The following is a 20,628-nucleotide window of genomic DNA, read 5'->3' as shown; positions in this document are numbered from 1 at the left end:
GTCATAGGACTCTCTACCGCAGCCAAAGCATAAAAGATCATAATGCCCTTACCCTTCAGGCATACCCAGAGCCAAAGTCGCCGACAAGAAAATTCTGACACCCTTTGCAGCCAAGGCTGACACATTAGCGAGCAACAACCTCACCTCATTGCTAAGGACTGGGTCATTTGCTGCGAACCAAGCCTGGTATCCAACCCGGTAAGCCAACGCAGAGCACACATGGGACTTATTCGCACCTTCCCCAAGCACAGGCACTTGAACATACAGTCCCAGCTTACTGTATGCCAAGCAACCAAGTTTGTGTTTTTCGTCATTGCCAGCCCAGGTTAGCCCGGTTATTGTTGACGCAGGATTCAGCCGAGCGAATTTTTTCATGTCGAAACAAAATCTTTTCAAACCCAGCTTTGCCGTCAGCGCCCTGGCACTGGTACTGAGCTCAAGCTTTGCCATCGCCGAGCCGGCCCAGGTGGCCGAAGTCACTCTGGAAAATGGTGCCAGAGTCATACTCAAAGATGACTTCACCTGGGAGTATGTGCTCACGGAGGCGGTGATCAGCGCCGCCGAACCCGAAACGACCACTGAAGAAGTGGTTGCCGAGATGCCGAATACGGCCGCCCATACCACAGCCGCCACAGCGGCTGCAGTGGAAATGGCCACCAAGCCAGATCCAAGCAAAACCGCCGTGGTCGAACAGTTGACCCAGAGCGCCATGACCACTCCCGGACTGCTCGGCAAGACAGCCAGAGAAGGGATCAGCGTTTCGCTGCAGCAAGTGCAGTGGAAAGGCGACAAACTGGGCCTGACCTTCGAGCTTGACAGTAACAGCAGTGAAGATATGGTCGAAGTCCTGATCAGTGCCAGCTTCTATAACGATCAGGGGCGCAAGATGAAAGAAGAGGAGCTGCAGGTCTGGCGTGCCATCAAACGTATGCCGGAAACCTATCTGCGCAAGGGCCAGCAGCGGCAATCCTCGGTGATCTGGGTTGAAGGAGTAGATAAAAACCAGTGGCAGAAGCAACTGCTGAATCTGAAGATCACAGAATTGGATACCTGGTAACGCCAGCCTCTAGGCATTGTGTTAATTTGATAAACAAAGAGCGCCAAATGGCGCTCTTTGTGTTTCTTATACGGACTCTTTTACCGTCAGATGCCAAAGGGCCTGCTGACCCTTTCAACTATTCCCGGCTCAGAGGCTGCTTGGCAGCAGTTCCTTTGGCAGATAGGCGTTATAGCGCCCACTAGCCAGCAGCTCAGTAGCCTTGGTGATATCCGGACCGAAGTACCTGTCCTTGTCATAGAAGGTAACCCGCTCGCGCAGTTCAGCCTTGGCCTTGGCTACCGCCGGGCTTGGCTGCAGCGGTGCCCGGAAATCCAGCCCTTGGGCCGCAGCCAGCAGTTCCACTGCCAGTACTCCGCGGGTGTTTTCCGCCATATCCTTGAGCCTGCGGGCGGCAAAGGTCGCCATGGAAACATGATCTTCCTGGTTGGCCGAGGTCGGCAAGCTGTCGACAGAGGCCGGATGAGCAAAGGTCTTGTTTTCACTGGCCAGTGCCGCGGCTGTCACCTGGGCAATCATAAAGCCCGAGTTAACCCCACCGTTTTCCACCAAGAATGGCGGCAGCTTGGAAAGATTGGAATCGATCAGCAGCGCAATGCGGCGCTCACTGATGGCCCCCAGCTCGGCAATGGCCAGCGCCAGATTATCCGCCGCCATGGCCACGGGTTCGGCATGGAAGTTACCGCCTGAGATGATCTCGCCGGTATCTTCAAACACCAGCGGGTTATCTGTCACGCCGTTGGCTTCAATTTCCAGCACTTCGGCCGCCTGACGGATCTGCGTCAGGCAAGCCCCCATCACCTGTGGCTGACAGCGCAGGGAGTAAGGGTCCTGCACCTTTTCACAATTGGCGTGTGACTCGGCAATCTCGGAGCCGCTCCCCAGCAGATGACGGAATACTGCCGCCGAGTCTATCTGGCCCTTTTGACCGCGCACCGCATGAATTCTCGGGTCGAACGGGCTGCGACTGCCCATGGCCGCCTCGACACTCATGGCGCCGACCACAGAGCCGGCGGCAAACAGGTCCTCGGCGTGGAACAAGCCTTCCAGTGCCAACGCCGTCGATGCCTGGGTGCCGTTGAGCAGGGCCAGGCCCTCTTTGGCAGCCAATTCAATCGGTTTCAGACCGGCGATACTCAAGCCCTCGATGGCGGGCATGATGCGCCCCTGATAACGCACTTCGCCCTCGCCTATGATCGGCAGACACATGTGCGACAGCGGCGCCAAGTCGCCCGAGGCGCCCACTGAACCCTTCTCGGGAACACAAGGGTAGACACCGGCATTGACCAGGGCGATCAGGAAGTTGATCACCTCGAGACGGATCCCGGAAAAACCGCGGGACAGTGAGTTGATCTTCAACACCATCATCAGCCGCACGGTTTCATCGCGCATCAATTGGCCGGTACCGGCGGCGTGGGACAACACGATAGAGCGCTGCAGCAGTTCCAGATCCGCCGGGGCAATCTTGGTGTTGGCCAACAGGCCAAAGCCGGTGTTGATGCCGTAAACCGTTCGGCCCTCATCCAATACTTTTTGCACCACGGCGGCGCTGCTGTTGATAGCTGCCAGCAATTCCGGATGCAATTGCAGCTGGGTTGGCGCGCGGCTGATGCTGCGCAGTTCAGACAGTGTCAGGCTTCCCGGTGTCAGAGTGATTTGAGTGGTCATCATCAGTCCTCCAACATAGGCAGATCCAGGCCCTGCTCTTTGGCACAGTGCTTGGCAATCTCATAGCCGGCATCGGCATGACGCATCACGCCCGTGGCCGGATCGTTCCACAATACCCGGGATACCCGCTTGGCGGCGGCATCGCTGCCGTCACAGAGGATCACTACCCCGGAGTGCTGACTGAAGCCCATGCCGACACCCCCACCATGGTGCAGCGACACCCAGGTGGCGCCACCGGCAGTATTGAGCAGCGCATTGAGCAGCGGCCAGTCGGAGACGGCATCCGAGCCATCGAGCATGGATTCGGTTTCCCGGTTGGGACTGGCTACAGAGCCGGAATCCAGGTGATCCCTGCCTATGACCACAGGCGCCGACAGCTCGCCGTTTTTCACCATTTCGTTGAAGGCCAGCGCCAGCCGGGCGCGGTCTTTGAGGCCAACCCAGCAGATACGGGCCGGCAGCCCCTGGAAGGCGATACGTTCACGGGCCATATCCAGCCAGTTGTGCAGGTGTGGGTCACCCGGGATCAGCTCTTTCACCTTCTGATCTGTCTTGTAGATATCCTCGGGGTCACCACTGAGCGCCGCCCAGCGGAACGGGCCAATGCCTTCACAGAACAGCGGCCTGATATAGGCGGGAACAAAACCGGGGAAATCGAAGGCATTGGCCACGCCTTCGTCAAACGCCATCTGGCGGATGTTATTGCCATAGTCCAGGGTCGCGGCGCCGCGGCTTTGCAGCGCCAACATGGCCTGAACCTGCACCGCCATGGAAGCCTTGGCGGCCTTGACCACAGCGGCCTCGTCTTTGAGGCGCATCTCCTTGGCCTGCTCCAGCGTCCAACCCTGAGGCAGATAGCCATTCAGCGGATCGTGCGCCGAAGTTTGGTCTGTCACTACATCCGGAGTAATACCGCGCTCAACCAGCTCACTGAAGATATCGGCGGCATTGCCCAGCAAACCGACGGAAACCGGCTTGCCCTCGGCCTTGGCGGCTTCCAGCATCGCCAGTGCCTCGTCCAGGCTATGGGCCTTCTTGTCCAGATAACGGGTACGCAGACGAAAATCGATACGGGTCTCGTCCACTTCACAGGCCAGCACAGAGAAACCGGCCATGGTACCGGCCAGAGGCTGGGCACCGCCCATACCGCCCAGGCCACCGGTCAGGATCCAGCGGCCCTTGGCTTCACCATCGAAATGCTGCTTGGCCACGGCCACAAAGGTTTCGTAGGTGCCCTGGACTATGCCTTGAGTACCTATATAGATCCAGGAGCCGGCAGTCATCTGGCCGTACATAGCCAGTCCTTGCTTATCCAGCTCGTTGAAGTGTTCCCAATTGGCCCAGTGGGGTACCAGGTTGGAGTTGGCGATCAGCACCCTGGGGGCATCGCTGTGGGTCTTGAATACTCCCACCGGCTTGCCGGATTGCACCAGCAAGGTTTCATCCTCTTCCAGACGCTTGAGCACCTCGACAATTTTGTCGAAACACTGCCAATCGCGGGCGGCGCGGCCTATACCGCCGTAAACCACCAGATCCTCGGGGCGCTCTGCCACATCCGGATGCAGGTTGTTCATCAGCATTCTGAGCGGCGCCTCGGTCTGCCAGCTCTTACAGTTCAGAGTGGTGCCGGTCGGCGCAATGATTTTGCGCGCCGGATCATGTCTCTTATCCATAAACTTCCATTCCTCTGTTGCTTGTCTTGTGGTTTATTTTGTTGTTTTTATTTAGCTTTATGTTCGCCTCTGAAGGTCAAATGCCCTCCGAGACGGAAGCGGCTGCCGGGATGGATCAGCCGGGCAAAACTCACCACGCCCTGGCGTGACCAGGTGCGGCGTAGTATCTGTAAACAAGGCTCGCTGGCGGGAATCGCCAAACGGGCGCGTATCTGTTCATTGGCGACTATCGCCTCTATGGTGTGGCGTGCCTCGGTCAAAGGCGCCACCTGCGACAGATATTCATGAGGGGTCTGCAAATTGAAATCCTGCTGCAGATAGTCGGGGATTAACTGAGGGTTCACGAAGCGCTCCTCGAGCTGTAGCGGCAGCCCCTCTTCACAGTGCACCAGCACCGAGTAAAACACTCGGCTGCCGGTCTCCAACCCCAGGGCGATGGCGATAGGCGCCAGGGCCTCTATGGCGGTCAGCTCCAGCACCTGCACGCTGTAACCATGGCCGCGGGCCTTGATCTCATCGGCGATATTACGGATAGACAACATGGATGACTGCGACTTGAACTCGGCCACAAAGGTACCCAGCCCCTGACTGCGCTCCAGCACGCCGTTGTCCACCAGCTCGGTCAATGCCCGTCTGGCCGTCATCCGGCTGCACTCAAACAGCTCCGCCAGTTGATTTTCGGAAGGCACCCTGGAGTGCTCCACCCATTCGCCTGACTCAATGCGGTCTGAGATGTACTGTTTAATGCGGGCGAACTTGGCTGTGCTCATCGAATCGACTCTGTGTTGGTTTCAATCTGCTGAAAAACTCGGCTATAATCCTAACTTGTATATACAAGTAAATACAAGTTAGCTCACAAAATCACGGCAGTTGCCGCCACCGCGGCCGGCTTTAAGGCAAACAACAAGGAGCAAGCATGTCCTGGGATCAGGTTTGGATAGATATCAATATTGCCACTATGGACCCCTCTGTATCAGAGGCTTATGGCGCCATCACCGACGCGGCCCTGGCAGTAAAAGATGGCAAAATAGCCTGGATTGGCAAGCGCAGCGAACTGCCTGCCTTCGACGTGCTGGCAACTCCGGTTTATAAGGGCAAAGGCGGCTGGCTGACCCCCGGGTTGATAGATGCCCATACCCATCTGGTGTTTGCCGGTAACCGCGCCAACGAGTTCGAGCTGCGTCTCAAGGGCGCCAGCTATGAAGAAATCGCCCGTGCCGGTGGCGGCATTATCAGCACGGTTAAGGCCTGCCGTGAGGCCAGCGAGGCCGAACTGTTCGACGAGGCTCGCCGCCGCCTCAACGCCCTGGCCAAAGAAGGGGTTACTACGGTGGAGATAAAATCGGGCTACGGGCTGGAAACCGCCACCGAACTCAAGTTGCTCAGGGTCGCCCGCGAGCTGGGCAAACACCACCATGTGGATGTGGTCACAACCTTCCTGGGCGCCCACGCCTTCCCAGCCGAATATCAAGGCCGGGAGCAGGAATATGTGCAACTGGTAATCGAGGAGATGCTGCCTCAGGTATTGGCGGAAGATCTCGCCGATGCCGTGGATGTGTTTTGTGAAAATATCGCCTTCGACCTGCAGCAGACAGAAGCCATTCTCAGCGCCGCCAAGGCCAAAGGGCTGGATATCAAGTTGCACGCCGAGCAGCTCTCCAACATGGGCGGCTCAATACTGGCCGCTCGTCTGGGGGCCAAGTCTGTGGATCATATCGAATATCTGGATGAAGCCGGGGTCAAGGCTCTGGCCGAGAGCGGCACCTGCGCCACCTTGTTGCCCGGCGCCTTTTACTTCCTGCGGGAAACTCAGCTGCCACCGATAGCCTTGCTGCGCCAATATCAGGTGCCCATGGTGCTGGCCAGCGACTTCAACCCGGGGACTTCTCCCATCTGCTCAACCCTGTTGATGCTCAACCTGGGCTGCACCCTGTTCCGCCTGACGCCGGAAGAGGCCTTGGCCGGTGTCACCCGCAACGCCGCCCGCGCCCTGGGTCGCGAGCAGCGCATAGGTATGCTGCGCCAGGGAATGGATGCCGACTTCTGCCTGTGGCGGATCTCAACCCCAGCGGAACTCGCCTACAGCTACGGCGTGAATCCGTTGGTGGATGTCATCAAGGGGGGCAAACTTATTCATCAATAAGTTTGGCAAGTGATTGGATGGCAGGTCACCGACCTGCTATAGCTTGTGCGCAAGCTTCCCAGCGCAAGGGAATAGCTGCACAGCTTAAACTCATCAGTTTTAACTGGACTAATCTGAATCCAATCTGTCAGTTTCGTTTCCTTGACGTGACAATAGCTGACAGATTGCTCGAGATTGGTTCTGCCCCATTGTGATTCATCAGTGTGATTTTGGGCTAAATCTGGCATGCAAAGATTGACCAAATTTTAGTAATGCTGAAAAGTGTCTATTGTTCTAGGGGCTTACCAATAACTTGCTTCTATCAAAATCTACAGAAGGATGTGAATAAATTGGCAAGGAATAATAACCAGATCACGTTGGCTGATGTTTTAAGGGAGTTTGAAGACAACGGCACTACCTTTACCGCTGAGATGGTAGCCCAACGCACCACGTATAGTAAAAACTCCATCAACAAGTACATTAATGAGAAGTTGCTTGATAAGTACATTTTTCATGCTGGTTCTCGTACCAAATACCGTATTGAAGGGATAAGCGCCTTATCAAATGACGCATTCCTTGCGGTAATGAGTCAGTCAGCAAAGGTTAAGCAGAAAACACCTGAAGAGTACTTTCACGACAAACTGGTTAGTCGGAGCCTCGATGCATTCACTTTGGCGCTGGAGGTATATAACCGCCCAAGTATGAAAAATCGTGTTGAAGCCTTTGCAATCATGATGGTCAATGCTTGGGAACTACTACTTAAAGCAGAAATCCTCAAGGCTGAAGGGTATGAAAGAATCTTTTACGATGGGGATAAAAGTATATCCATTTCAGATGCGGTTAAACGGAGGCTGCAAGAAAAAGATCCCGTCAGAATCAATTTAGAGACGATTATTGATTTACGTGACCACGCCATCCATTTGCTGATACCAGAGTTACAACCACAATTATCCCGACTTTTTCAAGCAACTGTTCTGAACTATCAAACACGTTATAGAAACGAAATGGGGAATGCGCCTCTTGCTGGACAAAGTGTGGGTATGCTGAGTTTGGTAGTAGATGGCCCCGCTCCAGAAGTAGCATTAATTCAAAAGTTGTATGGTAAACATGCTGCTCAATCAGTAGCCAAATTCATTCAACGTTTTGACGAAACAACGAAGAAAATTGATTCTACAGAGTTCTCAATCCCTGTTGATTACAGGCTTGCTCTCGTTAAACGAGAAGATGACAGTGATCTGTCGCTTAGTGTTGGTGATACCGGTGAAGGGGCTATTATCATCACGAAGACTAAAGATCCAGATGCTACTCACCCCTATCATATGAGCAAGGCCATTGACGAAATAAACAAACGGCAGGCAACCATTTCAATTAAGAGTGGCGCTTTTCAGGCCGTGTTGAATAAACACAAAATTAATAATCAGACAAAGTCCGATATGCGTTGGGTGATTGATGGAAGGCCTCGCTATTCTGAAAAATTCATCAGATGGTTTGTAGACAACTTAAAGCAACCCCAGTGGCTGGAATCGGCTAAGGAATTTAGGCGCAACCAACTTAGGAACAAGCGCTGATATGTTAGATACAAAAAACATACAGGACATCCTAAATACTTTCTGAGCTGCAAGGAAGCTCGTTGCAGGGGCCAGTCTCTGACAAGTAACGACAGAAAAGATTTGGCTGTCCTGTCTTTCCCCAACTACTCAGTGCTAATAGAATTGCACCAATTCCCCCCTCGGTGTCGCCGAAAGCCGTTGGCGCAAATAACGTGGCTGAGGCATGGATGCCGAAGCAGCGACAGTCGAATCAGGGATGAGCGTCTGAAGCGGTAGTTATTTGCGCCATTAGGCCGAGGGGCTTTCGACACCGTGTGGGGCGGCAAGGGAGATCCAAGAGGGGATTGCTGTTGATCCCTTCTTGGTCGGGTGTGGGGCGAAGCTCCACGACTTTAGGCCGCTGGCACAGCGGCTATCATAGCTTCGCTTCTAGCTAAAAGTTCCTAAGTTAGTACTGCCCTAGCTTCCGGCCACGGTGTAGCCCATCACCTGCGGTGCGCTCTCGCACAGGCGATCCTGTGACACGCTACAAGTACGTCCGTGTAAGCTCTGCCTCGCCATCCCTGGCTCGGAAGGTCACAGTTCCGCCTGTGCCTGGAAATGAGGCGTATATCTGCAGATTTATCAAATGTTTCAAACCACTCAGTGCTAACAGAGTTGCACCAATCCCCCTTCGGAGCCGCCGCTGGTGTTGTTGCAAATTGGCGTAGCCGAGGCAGGGATGTCGAGGCTCGAAGGTCGAGCACGGATGCGAGTCCTGAGTGTAGCCAATTTGCTTCATAAGCCAGCGGGGATTTCGGCTACGTCGGGGGTCGCTGGGGGTTTGGAAAGGGGGCGAGTCGATACAGCCCCCTTTTCTCGGGTGTGGGGCGAAGCTCCACGACTTTAGGCCGCTGGCACAGCGGCTATCATGGCTTTAAGCCAAAAATCACCAATAAACTTGGTCTTAGCTGCTCGCAAAATTGCAGCCCATCACCTGCGGTGCGCTCTCGCACAGGCGATCCTGCGACACGCTGCGAGTACATCCTTGTAAGCTCTGCCTCGCCATCCCTGGCTCGGAAGGTCACAGTTCCGCCTGTGCCTGGAATTAGGCGTATATCTGCAGCTGAATACGACACTTTGGGATGAGGAATTGCACCGACTCCCCCTCGGTGTCGCCGAAAGCCGTTGGCGCAAATAACGTGGCTGAGGCATGGATGCCGAAGCAGCGACAGTCGAATCAGGGATGAGCGTCTGAAGCGGTAGTTATTTGCGCCATTAGGCCGAGGGGCTTTCGACACCGTGTGGGGCGGCAAGGGAGATCCAAGAGGGGATTGCTGTTGATCCCTTCTTGGTCGGGTGTGGGGCGAAGCTCCACGACTTTAGGCCGCTGGCACAGCGGTTAACATAGCTTCCAGCTAAAAGTATCTAAGTTAGTATTAGCCGAGCTTCCGGCCATGATGCAGCCGATCACCTGCGGTGCACTCTCGCACAGGCGATCCTGCGACACGCTGCGAGTACATCCTTGTAAGCTCTGCCTCGCCATCCCTGGCTCGGAAGGTCACAGTTCCGCCTGTGCCTAGAAAATGGGTGTATGTCTGCAAACACTTCAGATGTTTCAAGCTACTCAGTGCTAACAGAATTGCACCAACTCCCGCTCGAAGCGGCCGCAGGGCGTTGATGACAATCGCGTAGCGAGGCATGGCCGTTCACGGGCGTCCTGCCCTTCACGGCATTGGGACTCCTGTCCGGCAGATGCCTATTCTGCGCCAGTTAATCAGGGGCGAGTGTCGCCTAGCGACGAGCTAACGAGCGCGAAACAGGATGTTGAGCTGGGCCAGAGTCACATGGATGTGACTCTGAGCGTCTGGCGCGATAGCGAATTGGCATCATAAGCACAAGGGGGTTTCCGCTGCGTCGCGGGTCGCTGGGGGTTTGGAAAGGGGGCGAGTCGATACAGCCCCCTTTCCTCGGGTGTGGGGCGAAGCTCCACGACTTGAAGCCGCTGGCACAGCGGCTATCATAGCTTCGCTTCTAGCTAAAAGTTCTTAAGTTAGTGCTGGCCTAGCTTCCGGCCACGGTGTAGCCCATCACCTGCGGTGCGCTTTTCGCACAGGCGATCCTGTGACTCGCTGCGAGTACGTCCTTGTAAGCTCTGCCTCGCCATCCCTGGCTCGGAAGGTCACAGTTCCGCCTGTGCCTGGAATTAGGTGTATATCTGCAGCTGAATACGACACTTTGGGGTGAGGAATTGCACCGACTCCCCCTCGGGGTCGCCGAAAGCCGTTGTTGCAAATAAGGATTATCAAGGGGCATACACGCCCCTTGAACTTAAACTACTTCTTGGCGGCCAGCTTAGCCCTTGCGGCATGCAGCTTCTTGTAGCTTTCGATCAGCCGCTGGTGTTTTTCCAGGCCTTCGAGCTGCATATTGGTTGGGGTCAGGCCGTAGAAGCGCACTGTGCCATTGACCGACCCTATGGCGGCATCCAGGGTTTCCTGGCCGAACATACGTCCTAAGTTGTACCGGTAGTCGTCCAGCTCGAGTTCATCGTCCAGGCTGATCTCCAACACCGCCTGCAGGCATTGATAGAAGAGGCCACGAGCGACAGTATTGTTGTTGTACTGCAGGAAGGTTTCGGTCAGCTCCAGCGCTTCTTCCAGTTCACCTATGGCCAGACAGATTAGCAGTCTAAGTTCGAGTATCGTCAGTTGGCCCCAAACGGTGTTTTCATCAAACTCTATGCCTATCAGGGTGATGATATCCGTGTAGATATCCAATTGGCTGTCTTCGAGGCGCTCAGACAGGCTTTGCAGTTGGCTGTCGCTGAGGCGATGCAGGTTAAGAATATCTTCTCTGTAGTCCAGCGCCTTGTTGGTGTTGTCCCAAATCAGATCCGATACCGGATACACCTCAGAGAAGTCTGGCACCAGGATCCGGCAGGCATTGCCTATCTCGGTAAACTCGGCGATGTAGACCTCTTTGCCCATCTCTTCAAGAATCCCGAACAGGCTCTGGCTCTCTTCGGCGTTGCTGCCGGAGAAGTCCCATTCGACAAACTCATAGTCCGGCTTGCTACTGAAGAAACGCCAGGAGATCACTCCGCTGGAGTCGATAAAGTGTTCAACAAAGTTCTCCGGCTCCTGCACCGCCATGCTGTTGAAAGTAGGCTTTTGCACATCGTTTAGGCCCTCGAAACTGCGGCCCTGCAGCAGTTCGGTGAGGCTGCGCTCCAGCGCCACCTCAAAACTGGGGTGGGCGCCGAAGGAGGCAAATACGCCGCCGGTGCGGGGGTTCATCAGGGTCACACACATGACGGGGAACTGGCCGCCGAGGGAGGCATCCTTGATCACCAGCGGAAAGCCCTGCGCCTCCAGCGCCTCTATGCCGGCCACTATCGAGGGATACTTGGCCAGCACGGCTTTCGGCACCTCAGGCAGAACCAGCTCCTCTTCTATAATGCGGCGCTTCACCGCCCGCTCGAAAATCTCGGACAGACACTGCACCTTGGCCTCATCCAGATTGTTGCCTGCGCTCATGCCGTTGCTGAGATACAGGTTTTCAATCAGGTTGGAGGGGAAATACACAGTCTCGCCATCGGACTGACGCACATAGGGTATGGCGCAGATACCGCGTTCGACATTGCCCGAGTTGGTGTCGATAAGATTGGAGCCGCAGAGCTCACCATCCGGGTTGTAGATTTCCAGGCAATAGTCATCGAGGATCCCGGCTGGCAGCTCATCGTTGGGGCCGGGCTGGAACCACTTCTCATTGGGATAGTGAACAAATTCGGCGTTGGCGATCTCGGGGCCGAAATACTGGTCGTTGTAGAAGAAGTTGCAGCTGAGACGCTCGATAAACTCGCCCAGAGCCGAGCAGAGCGCGCTCTCTTTGGTTGCGCCCTTTCCGTTGGTAAAACACTTGGGAGAAGCGGCGTCACGGATATGCAGCGACCAGACGTTGGGCACCAGGTTACGCCAGGAGGAGATCTCTATCTTCATCCCCAGTTCGGCCAAGGTGTTGGTCATGTTGGCTATGGTCTGCTCCAGCGGCAGATCCTTACCCAGAATAAAGGTGCTGTGGCTGTCATCCGGCTTAAGCATCAGCATCGCCTGGGCGTCCTGATCCAGGTTATCCACGGTTTCCAGCTGGAACTCGGGGCCGGTCTGAACCACTTTCTTCACAGTGCAGCGGTCGATGGAACGCAGTATGCCTTCACGGTCTTTGTCAGAGATGGTGTCCGGCAGTTCCACCTGAATCTTGAAGATCTGGTTATAACGGTTTTCCGGGTCGACTATGTTGTTTTGCGACAGGCGAATGCCTTCGGTAGGAATATCGCGGGCGACACAGTACACCTTCACAAAATAGGCGGCGCACAGCGCTGATGAAGCCAGAAAGTAGTCGAACGGGCTCGGTGCCGAGCCATCACCCTTGTAGCGGATTGGCTGGTCGGCAATGACACTGAAGTCATCAAACTTGGCTTCGAGTCTGAGGTTGTCGAGAAAATTTACTTTGATTTCCATTGGATAGTTCCGAGTTCCGGCGGGGTTTCCCGCTCTCCCGATGACACTCGCCGCTGCGGTAAAACCGGCGACCGGCTGTGATCTGGGTCAAATTGAGCAAAATTGGGGGAATTATCCGCTTTTTAACGGCAAAAGTCATTGTTGGCCACTGAAGGCGACTCGGCTCCGGCAGCAGAGAAACGAACCAAAGAAGCAAACCAGAGATACGAACAAGCCAGAATCAGGATCTAGATACGATAAAACATAGATATACATCACGCACACGAGTGTTTTTGCGAACCATACTGAATGCCTGACAGATCCAGTCAGGATTTTTATTGATCCAAATCAAATGCATGTTTATTTTATCGCTGAACATATAACTTAAATGAATCTTTGAGGTTGTCTTTATGTTGGATCAACACACTATCCAAGTGGTCAAGAGTACTATTCCCCTGCTGGTTGCCGCCGGCCCAGAGCTGACCAAACACTTCTATCAGCGCATGTTCCACCACAATCCTGAATTGAAAGATGTGTTCAACCTGGCTCATCAGCATAAGGGCGATCAGCCTGTAGCCTTGTTCAATGCCGTCGCCGCCTATGCCCAACATATCGACAATCTGGCTGTTCTCGGTGAAGCCGTGGAAAGAATTGCCCAGAAACACACAGGCTTTCTGATCAAACCCGAGCAATACGCCATAGTCGGCAAGCATCTGCTTGCCACTCTGGAAGAACTCGGTGGCGATGCCGTCACGCCAGAGGTACTGGGCGCCTGGGAGAAGGCTTATGGGGTGTTGGCCAATATCTTTATTGGCCGCGAAGCACAGATTTATGCCGATGCCGCAGGCAAACAAGGAGGTTGGAGCGGCACCCGCACCTTTGTTGTCAGCAACAAACGCCGCGAGTCTGCCGCCATTACCTCCTTCGAACTCACGCCCAAGGATGGCGGCCCTGTGGCCGATTTTAAGCCGGGGCAATACCTGAACCTCAAACTCAGCCATCCGGCGCTGGCCCATACCGAGATACGCCAATACTCATTGTCGGATGCCCCCAACGGCCGCAACTATCGCATCAGCGTTAAACGTGAAAACGAAGGATTGGTTTCCAACCTGCTGCATAATGAATTCGATATTGGCAGCGAGCTTGAGCTGATCCCGCCGGCGGGGGATTTTTTCCTGAATACTGAGCCTGACACCCGGGTTGTGCTGCTATCTGCCGGAGTTGGCCTGACGCCTATGCTGAGCATGTTAAACAGCCGCCTGCAGCAAGACTGCGCCGAGACACTATGGCTGCATGCCTGTGAAAATGGCGCCCAGCATGCTTTTACCGAAGAGATACGCCGCAAACAGGCCGAGCAGACAAATCTCAAGGCACTGACCTGGTATCGCCAGCCGCTTGAGACTGATATTCAGGGACAGGATTATGACCTGAATGGCACCATGGTGCTGGAACCGATAGCGGCCATGCTGCCATCCGAGGGCCAATTCTACTGCTGTGGCCCCATAGGCTTTATGCAGAGCATCAAGGCGCAGTTGCTGGCTCTGGGTATTGAGGAAGCGCAGATCCACTATGAAGTGTTCGGCCCCCATCAAGGGCTCTGATGCAGCCATACGGGCGCCGCTTCAGGCGCCCTGTTGCAGTAAGCCTTCTTCTTCGGGCTGCTCTTCCAGCGGCTCCACATGGATAAACACCGCCGCATGGGGGATGGCAGCCATCAAGGCCTGCTCGATACGGTCACAGATGGCATGGGAATGGCCAACGCTCATCTCCTTGGGCAAGGTCAGATGGAAGTCGATATGACGCCGTCTGCCCGCCTGACGGCCACGCAAGTCGTGAAAGCCGCCTTCATTGGGACAGTGGTGCGCGATTATCTCGGCGGCCTGGTTCAGCTCCTCTTCGCTGATGCTGTGATCCAACAGCGGCTTGAAGGCCTGATCCAACATGCTTATCGCTTCTTTGAGAATAAACAGCGCCACCCCTATGGCTACTATGGGATCCAGCAGCGCCAGATTATGGCCAAAATAGCCACCCACCCAGATGAGCAGCAGCCCCACGGCTACCCCGAGAGAGGTGAGCACATCGGCCTTAAGGTGCAGGGCATCGGCCTCAAGCGCCACCGATTGTTCTTCCCTGGCCACCCGGTAGAGATAGGCACTGACGCCTGTGTTTACCAGTGCCGACAACAGCATCACCAATACCCCCCAGCCCAGGCCTTCTACCTCTGAGGGGCTGAGCAACTTGCCGACGGCCTCGAAAATAATCCAGCCGGCCGCCGCCAAAATCAACAGCGCCTCAATAACCCCGGAAACATTCTCTATCTTGTCGTGGCCGTAGGGATGATCCCAGTCAGGCGGCACATCGGCGCGGCGCACGGCAAACAGGGCGATCAAGGCCGCCACCAAATCCATGGCGGAGTGAATCGCTTCTGAAATGATACTGACCGAACCACTGACAATACCCGCCGCCACCTTCATGATGATCAGCGAAATATTGGAGCAGACCGAGACCATGGCGGCTCTGGCTTTTCTGGACATCTATTGTTCCCCCTTAATACGGCTTGGGAATTGGACTATCGTCAGTCAAGGGTGATTACCTGGGCTCGTGCGCCCTCGCCCCGGTCAATCAACAGCAAAATCAGGCCAAACAACACTTGTGTCGGCAATAGCAACACTAGCCAACTGCTCCACAGCAGGCTGTCGTCGACCCGAATGGCAAACTTGAGTTGCAACGCCAGCAAAGCAAGCAGCCAGAGCGCAAAACAACGAAAACGGCAAAAGAAGCTGCCAAGGCCCATGAGCCACAGCAACCAAATAGGCTCCGGCCACCAACCGGCCCCCTCTGGAGTCAATTGCCCGGGCAGTTCGGCGCCGCTGAAATAGAGTTTACCGACCACGGCCGTGTCGCCTATCTCGGCGGCCAGGGTAAAACTCGCGGCCAACCAAGCCATTAGCAGCAACAGACGTGCAGATGAAAAACGCATGCGGGCCCAACCAACAAACCAAAGGGCCCGATAGTGTATGACAATAGAAAAAGTTCAACAATAGCTTATAGTTAGAACAAAAACGGAACCATTTTCGTCCTCATTTACAACGCCTTGAAGCTAAACCTTAAAGGCCTGTCTCAGGGATGCTTGATCCCCAAGTTGCTTGCCAGGGCCTGCAGTTGGCTGCGGGAGTTGGGGGCAACCGCTTGCAGGTAATCCATATATCCACCGCGCACCGCTTCCAACAAGGCTGGAGAAGCAAGCTTGGGCGAACCACTGTTAAAAGGGGGGTGGGGATCATATTCAAGCACCAGCTGTTTGCCGCAGGCTGTCTGCTCATCTGTCAGCAGCGACAGCAGCAGCAAACCAAAATCGATCCCTGAAGTGACCCCGGCGCCTGTGACTCGATTGCGGTCGTGAACCACTCTATCGACTACAGGCTCGGCGCCAAAGTAGCGCAAGTCCTGCAACACGCCCCAGTGAGAGGTGGCCTTATACCCCTTGAGCAAACCGGCGGCCCCGAGAATAAATGAGCCGGTACAGACGCTGGTGACCCAGTCTGCCTTGGCGCCGACCCGAGCCACCCAGTCAATCATTTCGGTGCGCTCCAGCTGTTTGTATGGATTACTGGTTCCCGGAACGCAGAGAATGTTTGTCTGCTCAATCTCGGCAAAGGTTGCGGTCGGCATTAACCCCAAACGCTTGTTGGCGCGGCTCTCGGCATAGACCACCTCCTTGTCGTACCAGACAAAGTCCACATCAAACTGCTCACCGGCTAGCACTTCAGCCGGCCCTATGAGATCCAGGGCTGTCATGCCCTCATACAATACAAAAGCGATATGTGGCTTGCCGCTCGTGCTGGCTTTGGTGCCGGCGGGTAAAGAGTTTGCTGCCGGCCGTTGGCCTGAGGCGCCCGCGGCCAACGCTTGAGGTGCCACGCCGCCCAGAGAGGCTGCGGCCAGCGTTCCCAGGCAGGATAAGGTGAAGTCTCGACGGTTCATAAACACTCCTTTGAGTCAGAAAGTCCCGTTGAGATTAGTAACCTATTGCAGGCCGCAACAGCCGGTTACCGGCCAATTGCCGCAAGAGTCTGGCCAACTTGGGCAGGCTGTGATCCAGGCAGTCACTTTGGCCACAAGCCGCTGTACAGGGTTTTGAGCTTGAACTAGATTGCCTTGCACACATACGCTATTGGGCCGCCGGAATGGCGCCGGGCAGGAAACATGTCTTCAGCTCTTTCTCAACCTCAGCACAGGATTGCGATTCTGGTACTGAGGGATTTTGTCGCCTTCGATCTCGCCATTCCTTACCAGATGTTTCCTCTGGTTTCCCTGAGCGGCGGCCACAAACCTTACCAGGTAAGCTTTTGCGGCCCGGAGCAATCCATCTGCAGCGGCGCATTGAGCATCTCGGATATCGCCCCGCTTGAGCTGCTGAGTCAAGTGGATACTGTGATAATCCCCGGCATCCGCGACCCCTTGCTGTTCAGCGAGTCCGAAGTTCTTCAGGCGCTGCAGCAAGCCGCGAGGGCCGGAGTGCGACTGGCATCTATCTGCACCGGCGCCTGCGTATTGGCCGCCGCAGGCCTGTTGGATAACCTCAGGGCAACTACCCACTGGCAACTGACGCCCGAACTGGCCAAGCGTTATCCCAATATAGAGGTGGAAGAGGACATGCTGTTTGTCGACAACGGCCAGCTATTGACCTCGGCGGGATTGGCCGCGGGCCAGGATCTGTGTCTGCATATGATAGCCAGTGACTTTGGTGCCCAGGCCGCCGAGACCACGGCCGACTTCTTTGTGATGCCGCTCGAGCGTCAGGGGTGTCAGTCGCAAAGAATTCATCGCCAATGGCTGCCGCAGCAGCAACAGCTGGCCAATTTGCAACTCTGGTTGATGGACAATCTGCACCTGCCTTTGACCTTGGCACAACTGGCAGAAAGAGCCTGTTTAAGCCAGCGTAGCCTGAACCGTAAGTTCCGGGAGCAAACCGGACTGGCGCCTATGGCATGGCTGGGGCAGGCGCGGATCCGCCGGGCGCAATCCTTGCTCGAGTCGAGCCATATGTCGGTGGAACTGATTGCCTCCAGCTGCGGTTTTGCCAGTGCCGCCGGTCTGCGAGACGCCTTCAAACGCGCCCTGGGGGTGAGCCCCAGCAACTGGCGCAAGACTTACTCTGGCTTTAGCCGTCCTTAAGCCGCGGCGCCGAATAAAGCCAAAAGATTAAAAAAGGGGCTAGCGTATATCACCTAAGCCCCTTCCCACAAACATCCTCAGTCATTCACTGTTACAGACCATCAGCCCGCCGGTGAATAGTAGGTAGCCGCACCTGGGCCAACCGGCAGCCCCAGGCCGAATACCCAGAGGAAGAAGAACAGGGTCCAACCGACGAAAAATACCAGCGTGTATGGCAACATGGTGGCCACCAGAGTACCTATCCCGAGGTCCTTCTTGTAGCGCGCGGCGACCGCCAGGATCAGGCCAAAGTAACTCATCATGGGCGTGATCAGGTTAGTCACTGAGTCACCTATTCGATAGGCCGCCTGAATGGTTTCCGGCGCATAACCCACCAACATCAACATGGGCACAAATATCGGCGCCGTCACTGCCCACTGGGCCGAGGCACTGCCGAGCATCAAGTTAATGAAGCCACACATCATGATAAACAGCAGGAAGACTATCGGCCCGGTCAGCCCCAGGGCGCTGAGAGCATCGGCGCCGGTCACCGCCAACACGGCGCCCAGATTGGTCCACTTGAAGAAGGCCACAAACTGCGAGGCGAAAAACACTAATACGATATACATGCCCATGGTGCTCATGCTGTGGGACATGGCGTTGATCACATCGGTATCTTTTTTCATGGTGCCCACCACCTTGCCGTATACCAGCCCGGGAATGGCAAAGCAGACAAAGATAAACACCACGATTCCCTTGAGAAACGGCGAGCCGGCCACTTCCCCCGTCTCGGGGTGACGCAGTGGGCCCCACTCGGGTACCACGGTCAAGGCCAAGACTGCGCCGAGCAGCAGCGCCGCCAAACCAGCCATTTTCAGCCCCTTTTTCTCCAGTTCGGTGACGGTTTCCATCCGCTGATCCTCCAGATCGACACTGGCTTCAGAGACATCATAGCGACCGAGCTTGGGTTCAACGATTTTCTCTGTCACCAAGGCGCCGAGGAAAGAGATCACAAAGGTGGAGACAAACATGAAGTACCAGTTGACCTCGGGGCCCACAGTGTAGTCAGGGTCTATCATCTGCGCCGCCGCTTCGGTGATCCCGGATAACAGGGGATCCACGGTTCCCAGCAGGAGGTTGGCACTGTAGCCACCGGATACCCCGGCAAAGGCCGCCGCCAACCCCGCCAAGGGATGCCTGCCAAGAGAATGGAAGATCATCGCCGCCATGGGGATCAGCACGACATAACCCAGCTCGGCGGCGGTATTGGAGACGATTCCGGCAAAGACAATAGTCAGGGTAACCAGGCGCTTGGAGGCTCCCATCACCAGCGCCCGCATGCCAGCGGACAAGAGTCCTGAGCGTTCGGCAATCCCTACCCCGAGCAAGGCCACCAATACAGTGCCCAGCGGCGTAAAACCGGTAAAGTTGGTCACCAGGTTGGAGACTATCATCCGCAGCCCTTCGGCATTCATTAGACTGACCACATGGATCAGGCCATCGGCGCTACGGCCACTGGCGCCTTCGGGACGAGGGTCCACCACAGTGACTTCAAAATAACCGGCAATGCCGGAGATCAGGATGACGGCTGCGCAAAACAACGCAAATAGTGTGATGGGATGTGGCAAAAGGTTGCCAAGGCGCTCCACCACATTGAGGAAGCGGATAAACCAGCCACTCTTGGCGGTTTCGAGCGGTTGCTGAGAATGATTGGACTGCATCTGATTTCCCTGTCTGCCGGCTCGGCTGCCGGTTCTATTTTCATGGCCGTAACATCTACGACAAGCGGCCGGCCATTTTGCCGTGACACTTTTAACTGAAACTTAACCTGGAAGAATGGCGGGAAATTAGAGGCAAAAAAAAGGACCCAGGGCGGGTCCATAAAGGCAAATTCGCTGAACTAATTCGCTTTGCCCCAACGTTGTGTCATTACAATTTACAATACGCTGTCTGAACCTTGCCTGAACATAATAAAAGCTGTTTGTAAATAGTATGATTCCATTTCTTCGCTTTGACGCACGGTAAACAGTTTTCCCATGGCCTATAGCGGCTTCCGACAGACTTGAGTCAAAAACTGCTGTTTTTTTACCACTCAAAAATAGATAAATATTTCAAATGAATCATTTAGATAATGTTTCCATGCACTAAAAACGTACAGTCCAAACCTTTGATTTACAGGATTTTGCTTAAATCTATCTTTAAAGCCATATAAGTGATGGTTTTCATTGACTTGGCAAGACTCGCCATCAAGGGGCCAGCACAGGTTCAAAATCACAACAAAGATGCATTTGCGGCCATTTTATGGTTAGCTGGCGCAGTTCAGAAAAAACTGCATGGAACTTTAGCAAATATGGATGGATTTTTGTTGATACTGGCGATCGCCGTGATACTGATTTATCTCTGGTATGTCAGCCTGATAAAAAAACGCAACACGGCTCGTGAAGCCCTCTCCGGCATAGATGTCCAGCTCAAGAAAAGGGCCAATCTGCTGCCCAATATTCTCACCATAGCCAAGCGCTTCATGGACCATGAAAAACAGCTGCTGACCGAGATCACCGAATTACGCACTCAACTGACCCAAAGCTACAATCCGGCCGACACAGATGCGGTAAAACAACATCTGGATTTGGCCAACCAGCTCAACAGCCGTGTCGGCCAGTTGATGGTGTCGGTAGAAAACTACCCTGAACTCAAGTCAGACAACACCATGTTGCAGGCGATGCAGACCTATAACGAAGTGGAGGCCCATATTTCTGCGGCGCGGCGTTTCTACAACTCGGCGGTCACTGAACTCAACAATGCGGTGGAAATTTTCCCGGGTTCAATCATAGCCTCCATGGCCAAGGTGCAGGCTCTGCCCTTCTATGAGGCGGATGAAAGCGCCAAAAGTCCGGTCAATGCCGGCGACTATTTGAACTGA

The 20,628-nt window shown here is 55.0% G+C and carries 14 protein-coding genes; 6 read left to right on the top strand and 8 right to left on the bottom strand.

Going from position 1 to position 20,628, the window contains the following annotated elements; translation table 11 throughout:
* Positions 1-373: 373 nt before the first annotated feature.
* A complete protein-coding gene (locus tag ACWAU4_RS00635; RefSeq protein WP_208192665.1) occupies positions 374-1,057 on the top strand; it encodes a DUF3157 family protein in 684 nt (227 codons plus the stop codon).
* Between the two features lie 129 nt (positions 1,058-1,186).
* On the opposite strand, the gene hutH is transcribed toward ACWAU4_RS00635, so the two are convergent.
* Genes hutH through hutC form a run of 3 tightly spaced genes read right to left on the bottom strand, consistent with a single transcriptional unit; the run spans position 1,187 to position 5,168 of the window.
* Positions 1,187-2,728 carry a histidine ammonia-lyase gene (gene hutH / locus ACWAU4_RS00630; RefSeq protein ID WP_454290406.1) on the bottom strand — a complete coding sequence of 514 codons (1,542 nt, stop codon included), beginning with the start codon at positions 2,726-2,728 and terminating at the stop codon, positions 1,187-1,189.
* Positions 2,728-4,398, bottom strand: coding sequence for a urocanate hydratase (gene hutU, locus ACWAU4_RS00625; protein WP_208125362.1), 1,671 nt, complete (start codon positions 4,396-4,398; stop codon positions 2,728-2,730). Before hutU ends, hutH begins: the two co-directional genes overlap by 1 nt.
* A 47-nt stretch (positions 4,399-4,445) precedes the next feature.
* Positions 4,446-5,168: a histidine utilization repressor gene (gene hutC / locus ACWAU4_RS00620; protein ID WP_025889536.1), complete on the bottom strand. Its 723-nt coding sequence runs from the start codon at positions 5,166-5,168 to the stop codon at positions 4,446-4,448.
* 146 nt (positions 5,169-5,314) lie between these two features.
* Between hutC and hutI the strand changes: the two genes are divergently transcribed.
* Positions 5,315-6,541, top strand: coding sequence for an imidazolonepropionase (gene hutI, locus ACWAU4_RS00615; protein ID WP_144224349.1), 1,227 nt, complete (start codon positions 5,315-5,317; stop codon positions 6,539-6,541).
* 320 nt (positions 6,542-6,861) lie between these two features.
* Positions 6,862-8,088: a DUF3644 domain-containing protein gene (locus tag ACWAU4_RS00610; RefSeq protein ID WP_208125361.1), complete on the top strand. Its 1,227-nt coding sequence runs from the start codon at positions 6,862-6,864 to the stop codon at positions 8,086-8,088.
* Positions 8,089-10,385: 2,297 nt separating this feature from the next.
* Here the strand turns inward: ACWAU4_RS00610 and ACWAU4_RS00605 are convergent.
* A complete protein-coding gene (locus tag ACWAU4_RS00605; RefSeq protein ID WP_107111055.1) occupies positions 10,386-12,572 on the bottom strand; it encodes an OsmC domain/YcaO domain-containing protein in 2,187 nt (728 codons plus the stop codon).
* 389 nt (positions 12,573-12,961) lie between these two features.
* Between ACWAU4_RS00605 and hmpA the strand changes: the two genes are divergently transcribed.
* On the top strand, positions 12,962-14,152 hold the full coding sequence (gene hmpA, locus ACWAU4_RS00600; protein ID WP_144133272.1) for an NO-inducible flavohemoprotein: 1,191 nt from the start codon (positions 12,962-12,964) through the stop codon (positions 14,150-14,152).
* Between the two features lie 21 nt (positions 14,153-14,173).
* On the opposite strand, the gene ACWAU4_RS00595 is transcribed toward hmpA, so the two are convergent.
* The 3 genes from ACWAU4_RS00595 to ACWAU4_RS00585 all read right to left on the bottom strand — a co-directional run bounded on the left by ACWAU4_RS00595 (position 14,174) and on the right by ACWAU4_RS00585 (position 16,535).
* Complete coding sequence (locus tag ACWAU4_RS00595; RefSeq protein WP_025010789.1) at positions 14,174-15,085, bottom strand: cation diffusion facilitator family transporter; 912 nt, start codon at positions 15,083-15,085, stop codon at positions 14,174-14,176.
* Between the two features lie 41 nt (positions 15,086-15,126).
* Complete coding sequence (locus tag ACWAU4_RS00590) at positions 15,127-15,531, bottom strand: hypothetical protein (RefSeq protein WP_208125360.1); 405 nt, start codon at positions 15,529-15,531, stop codon at positions 15,127-15,129.
* A gap of 140 nt (positions 15,532-15,671) precedes the next feature.
* Entirely contained in the window at positions 15,672-16,535 is an 864-nt protein-coding gene (locus ACWAU4_RS00585; protein ID WP_208125359.1) for a DJ-1/PfpI family protein, read from the bottom strand.
* 222 nt (positions 16,536-16,757) lie between these two features.
* Between ACWAU4_RS00585 and ACWAU4_RS00580 the strand changes: the two genes are divergently transcribed.
* Positions 16,758-17,729 (top strand): GlxA family transcriptional regulator, encoded by a 972-nt coding sequence (locus ACWAU4_RS00580; RefSeq protein WP_208125358.1) that lies wholly within the window; start codon positions 16,758-16,760, stop codon positions 17,727-17,729.
* A 101-nt stretch (positions 17,730-17,830) separates the two neighbouring features.
* On the opposite strand, the gene ACWAU4_RS00575 is transcribed toward ACWAU4_RS00580, so the two are convergent.
* Entirely contained in the window at positions 17,831-19,429 is a 1,599-nt protein-coding gene (locus ACWAU4_RS00575) for an AbgT family transporter (RefSeq protein WP_028780867.1), read from the bottom strand.
* Positions 19,430-20,058: 629 nt separating this feature from the next.
* Here ACWAU4_RS00575 and ACWAU4_RS00570 point away from each other — a divergent pair.
* Positions 20,059-20,628 carry a LemA family protein gene (locus ACWAU4_RS00570; RefSeq protein ID WP_025010793.1) on the top strand — a complete coding sequence of 190 codons (570 nt, stop codon included), beginning with the start codon at positions 20,059-20,061 and terminating at the stop codon, positions 20,626-20,628.

The sequence above is a fragment of the Shewanella sp. FeAMO genome (assembly GCF_053653955.1).
This window is presented reverse-complemented; position numbering and strand designations above follow the sequence as displayed.

What these genes read in the sequence shown, in the direction of transcription:
- hutI (WP_144224349.1), top strand. Translation starts at nt 5,315, where the DNA reads ATGTCCTGGGATCAGGTTTGGATAGATATCAATATTGCCACTATGGAC.
- ACWAU4_RS00580 (WP_208125358.1), top strand. Translation starts at nt 16,758, where the DNA reads ATGTCTTCAGCTCTTTCTCAACCTCAGCACAGGATTGCGATTCTGGTA.
- hutH (WP_454290406.1), bottom strand. Translation starts at nt 2,728, where the DNA reads ATGATGACCACTCAAATCACTCTGACACCGGGAAGCCTGACACTGTCT.
- ACWAU4_RS00570 (WP_025010793.1), top strand. Translation starts at nt 20,059, where the DNA reads ATGGATGGATTTTTGTTGATACTGGCGATCGCCGTGATACTGATTTAT.
- ACWAU4_RS00605 (WP_107111055.1), bottom strand. Translation starts at nt 12,572, where the DNA reads ATGGAAATCAAAGTAAATTTTCTCGACAACCTCAGACTCGAAGCCAAG.
- ACWAU4_RS00635 (WP_208192665.1), top strand. Translation starts at nt 374, where the DNA reads ATGTCGAAACAAAATCTTTTCAAACCCAGCTTTGCCGTCAGCGCCCTG.
- ACWAU4_RS00595 (WP_025010789.1), bottom strand. Translation starts at nt 15,085, where the DNA reads ATGTCCAGAAAAGCCAGAGCCGCCATGGTCTCGGTCTGCTCCAATATT.
- hutU (WP_208125362.1), bottom strand. Translation starts at nt 4,398, where the DNA reads ATGGATAAGAGACATGATCCGGCGCGCAAAATCATTGCGCCGACCGGC.
- ACWAU4_RS00575 (WP_028780867.1), bottom strand. Translation starts at nt 19,429, where the DNA reads ATGCAGTCCAATCATTCTCAGCAACCGCTCGAAACCGCCAAGAGTGGC.
- ACWAU4_RS00590 (WP_208125360.1), bottom strand. Translation starts at nt 15,531, where the DNA reads ATGCGTTTTTCATCTGCACGTCTGTTGCTGCTAATGGCTTGGTTGGCC.
- hutC (WP_025889536.1), bottom strand. Translation starts at nt 5,168, where the DNA reads ATGAGCACAGCCAAGTTCGCCCGCATTAAACAGTACATCTCAGACCGC.
- hmpA (WP_144133272.1), top strand. Translation starts at nt 12,962, where the DNA reads ATGTTGGATCAACACACTATCCAAGTGGTCAAGAGTACTATTCCCCTG.
- ACWAU4_RS00585 (WP_208125359.1), bottom strand. Translation starts at nt 16,535, where the DNA reads ATGAACCGTCGAGACTTCACCTTATCCTGCCTGGGAACGCTGGCCGCA.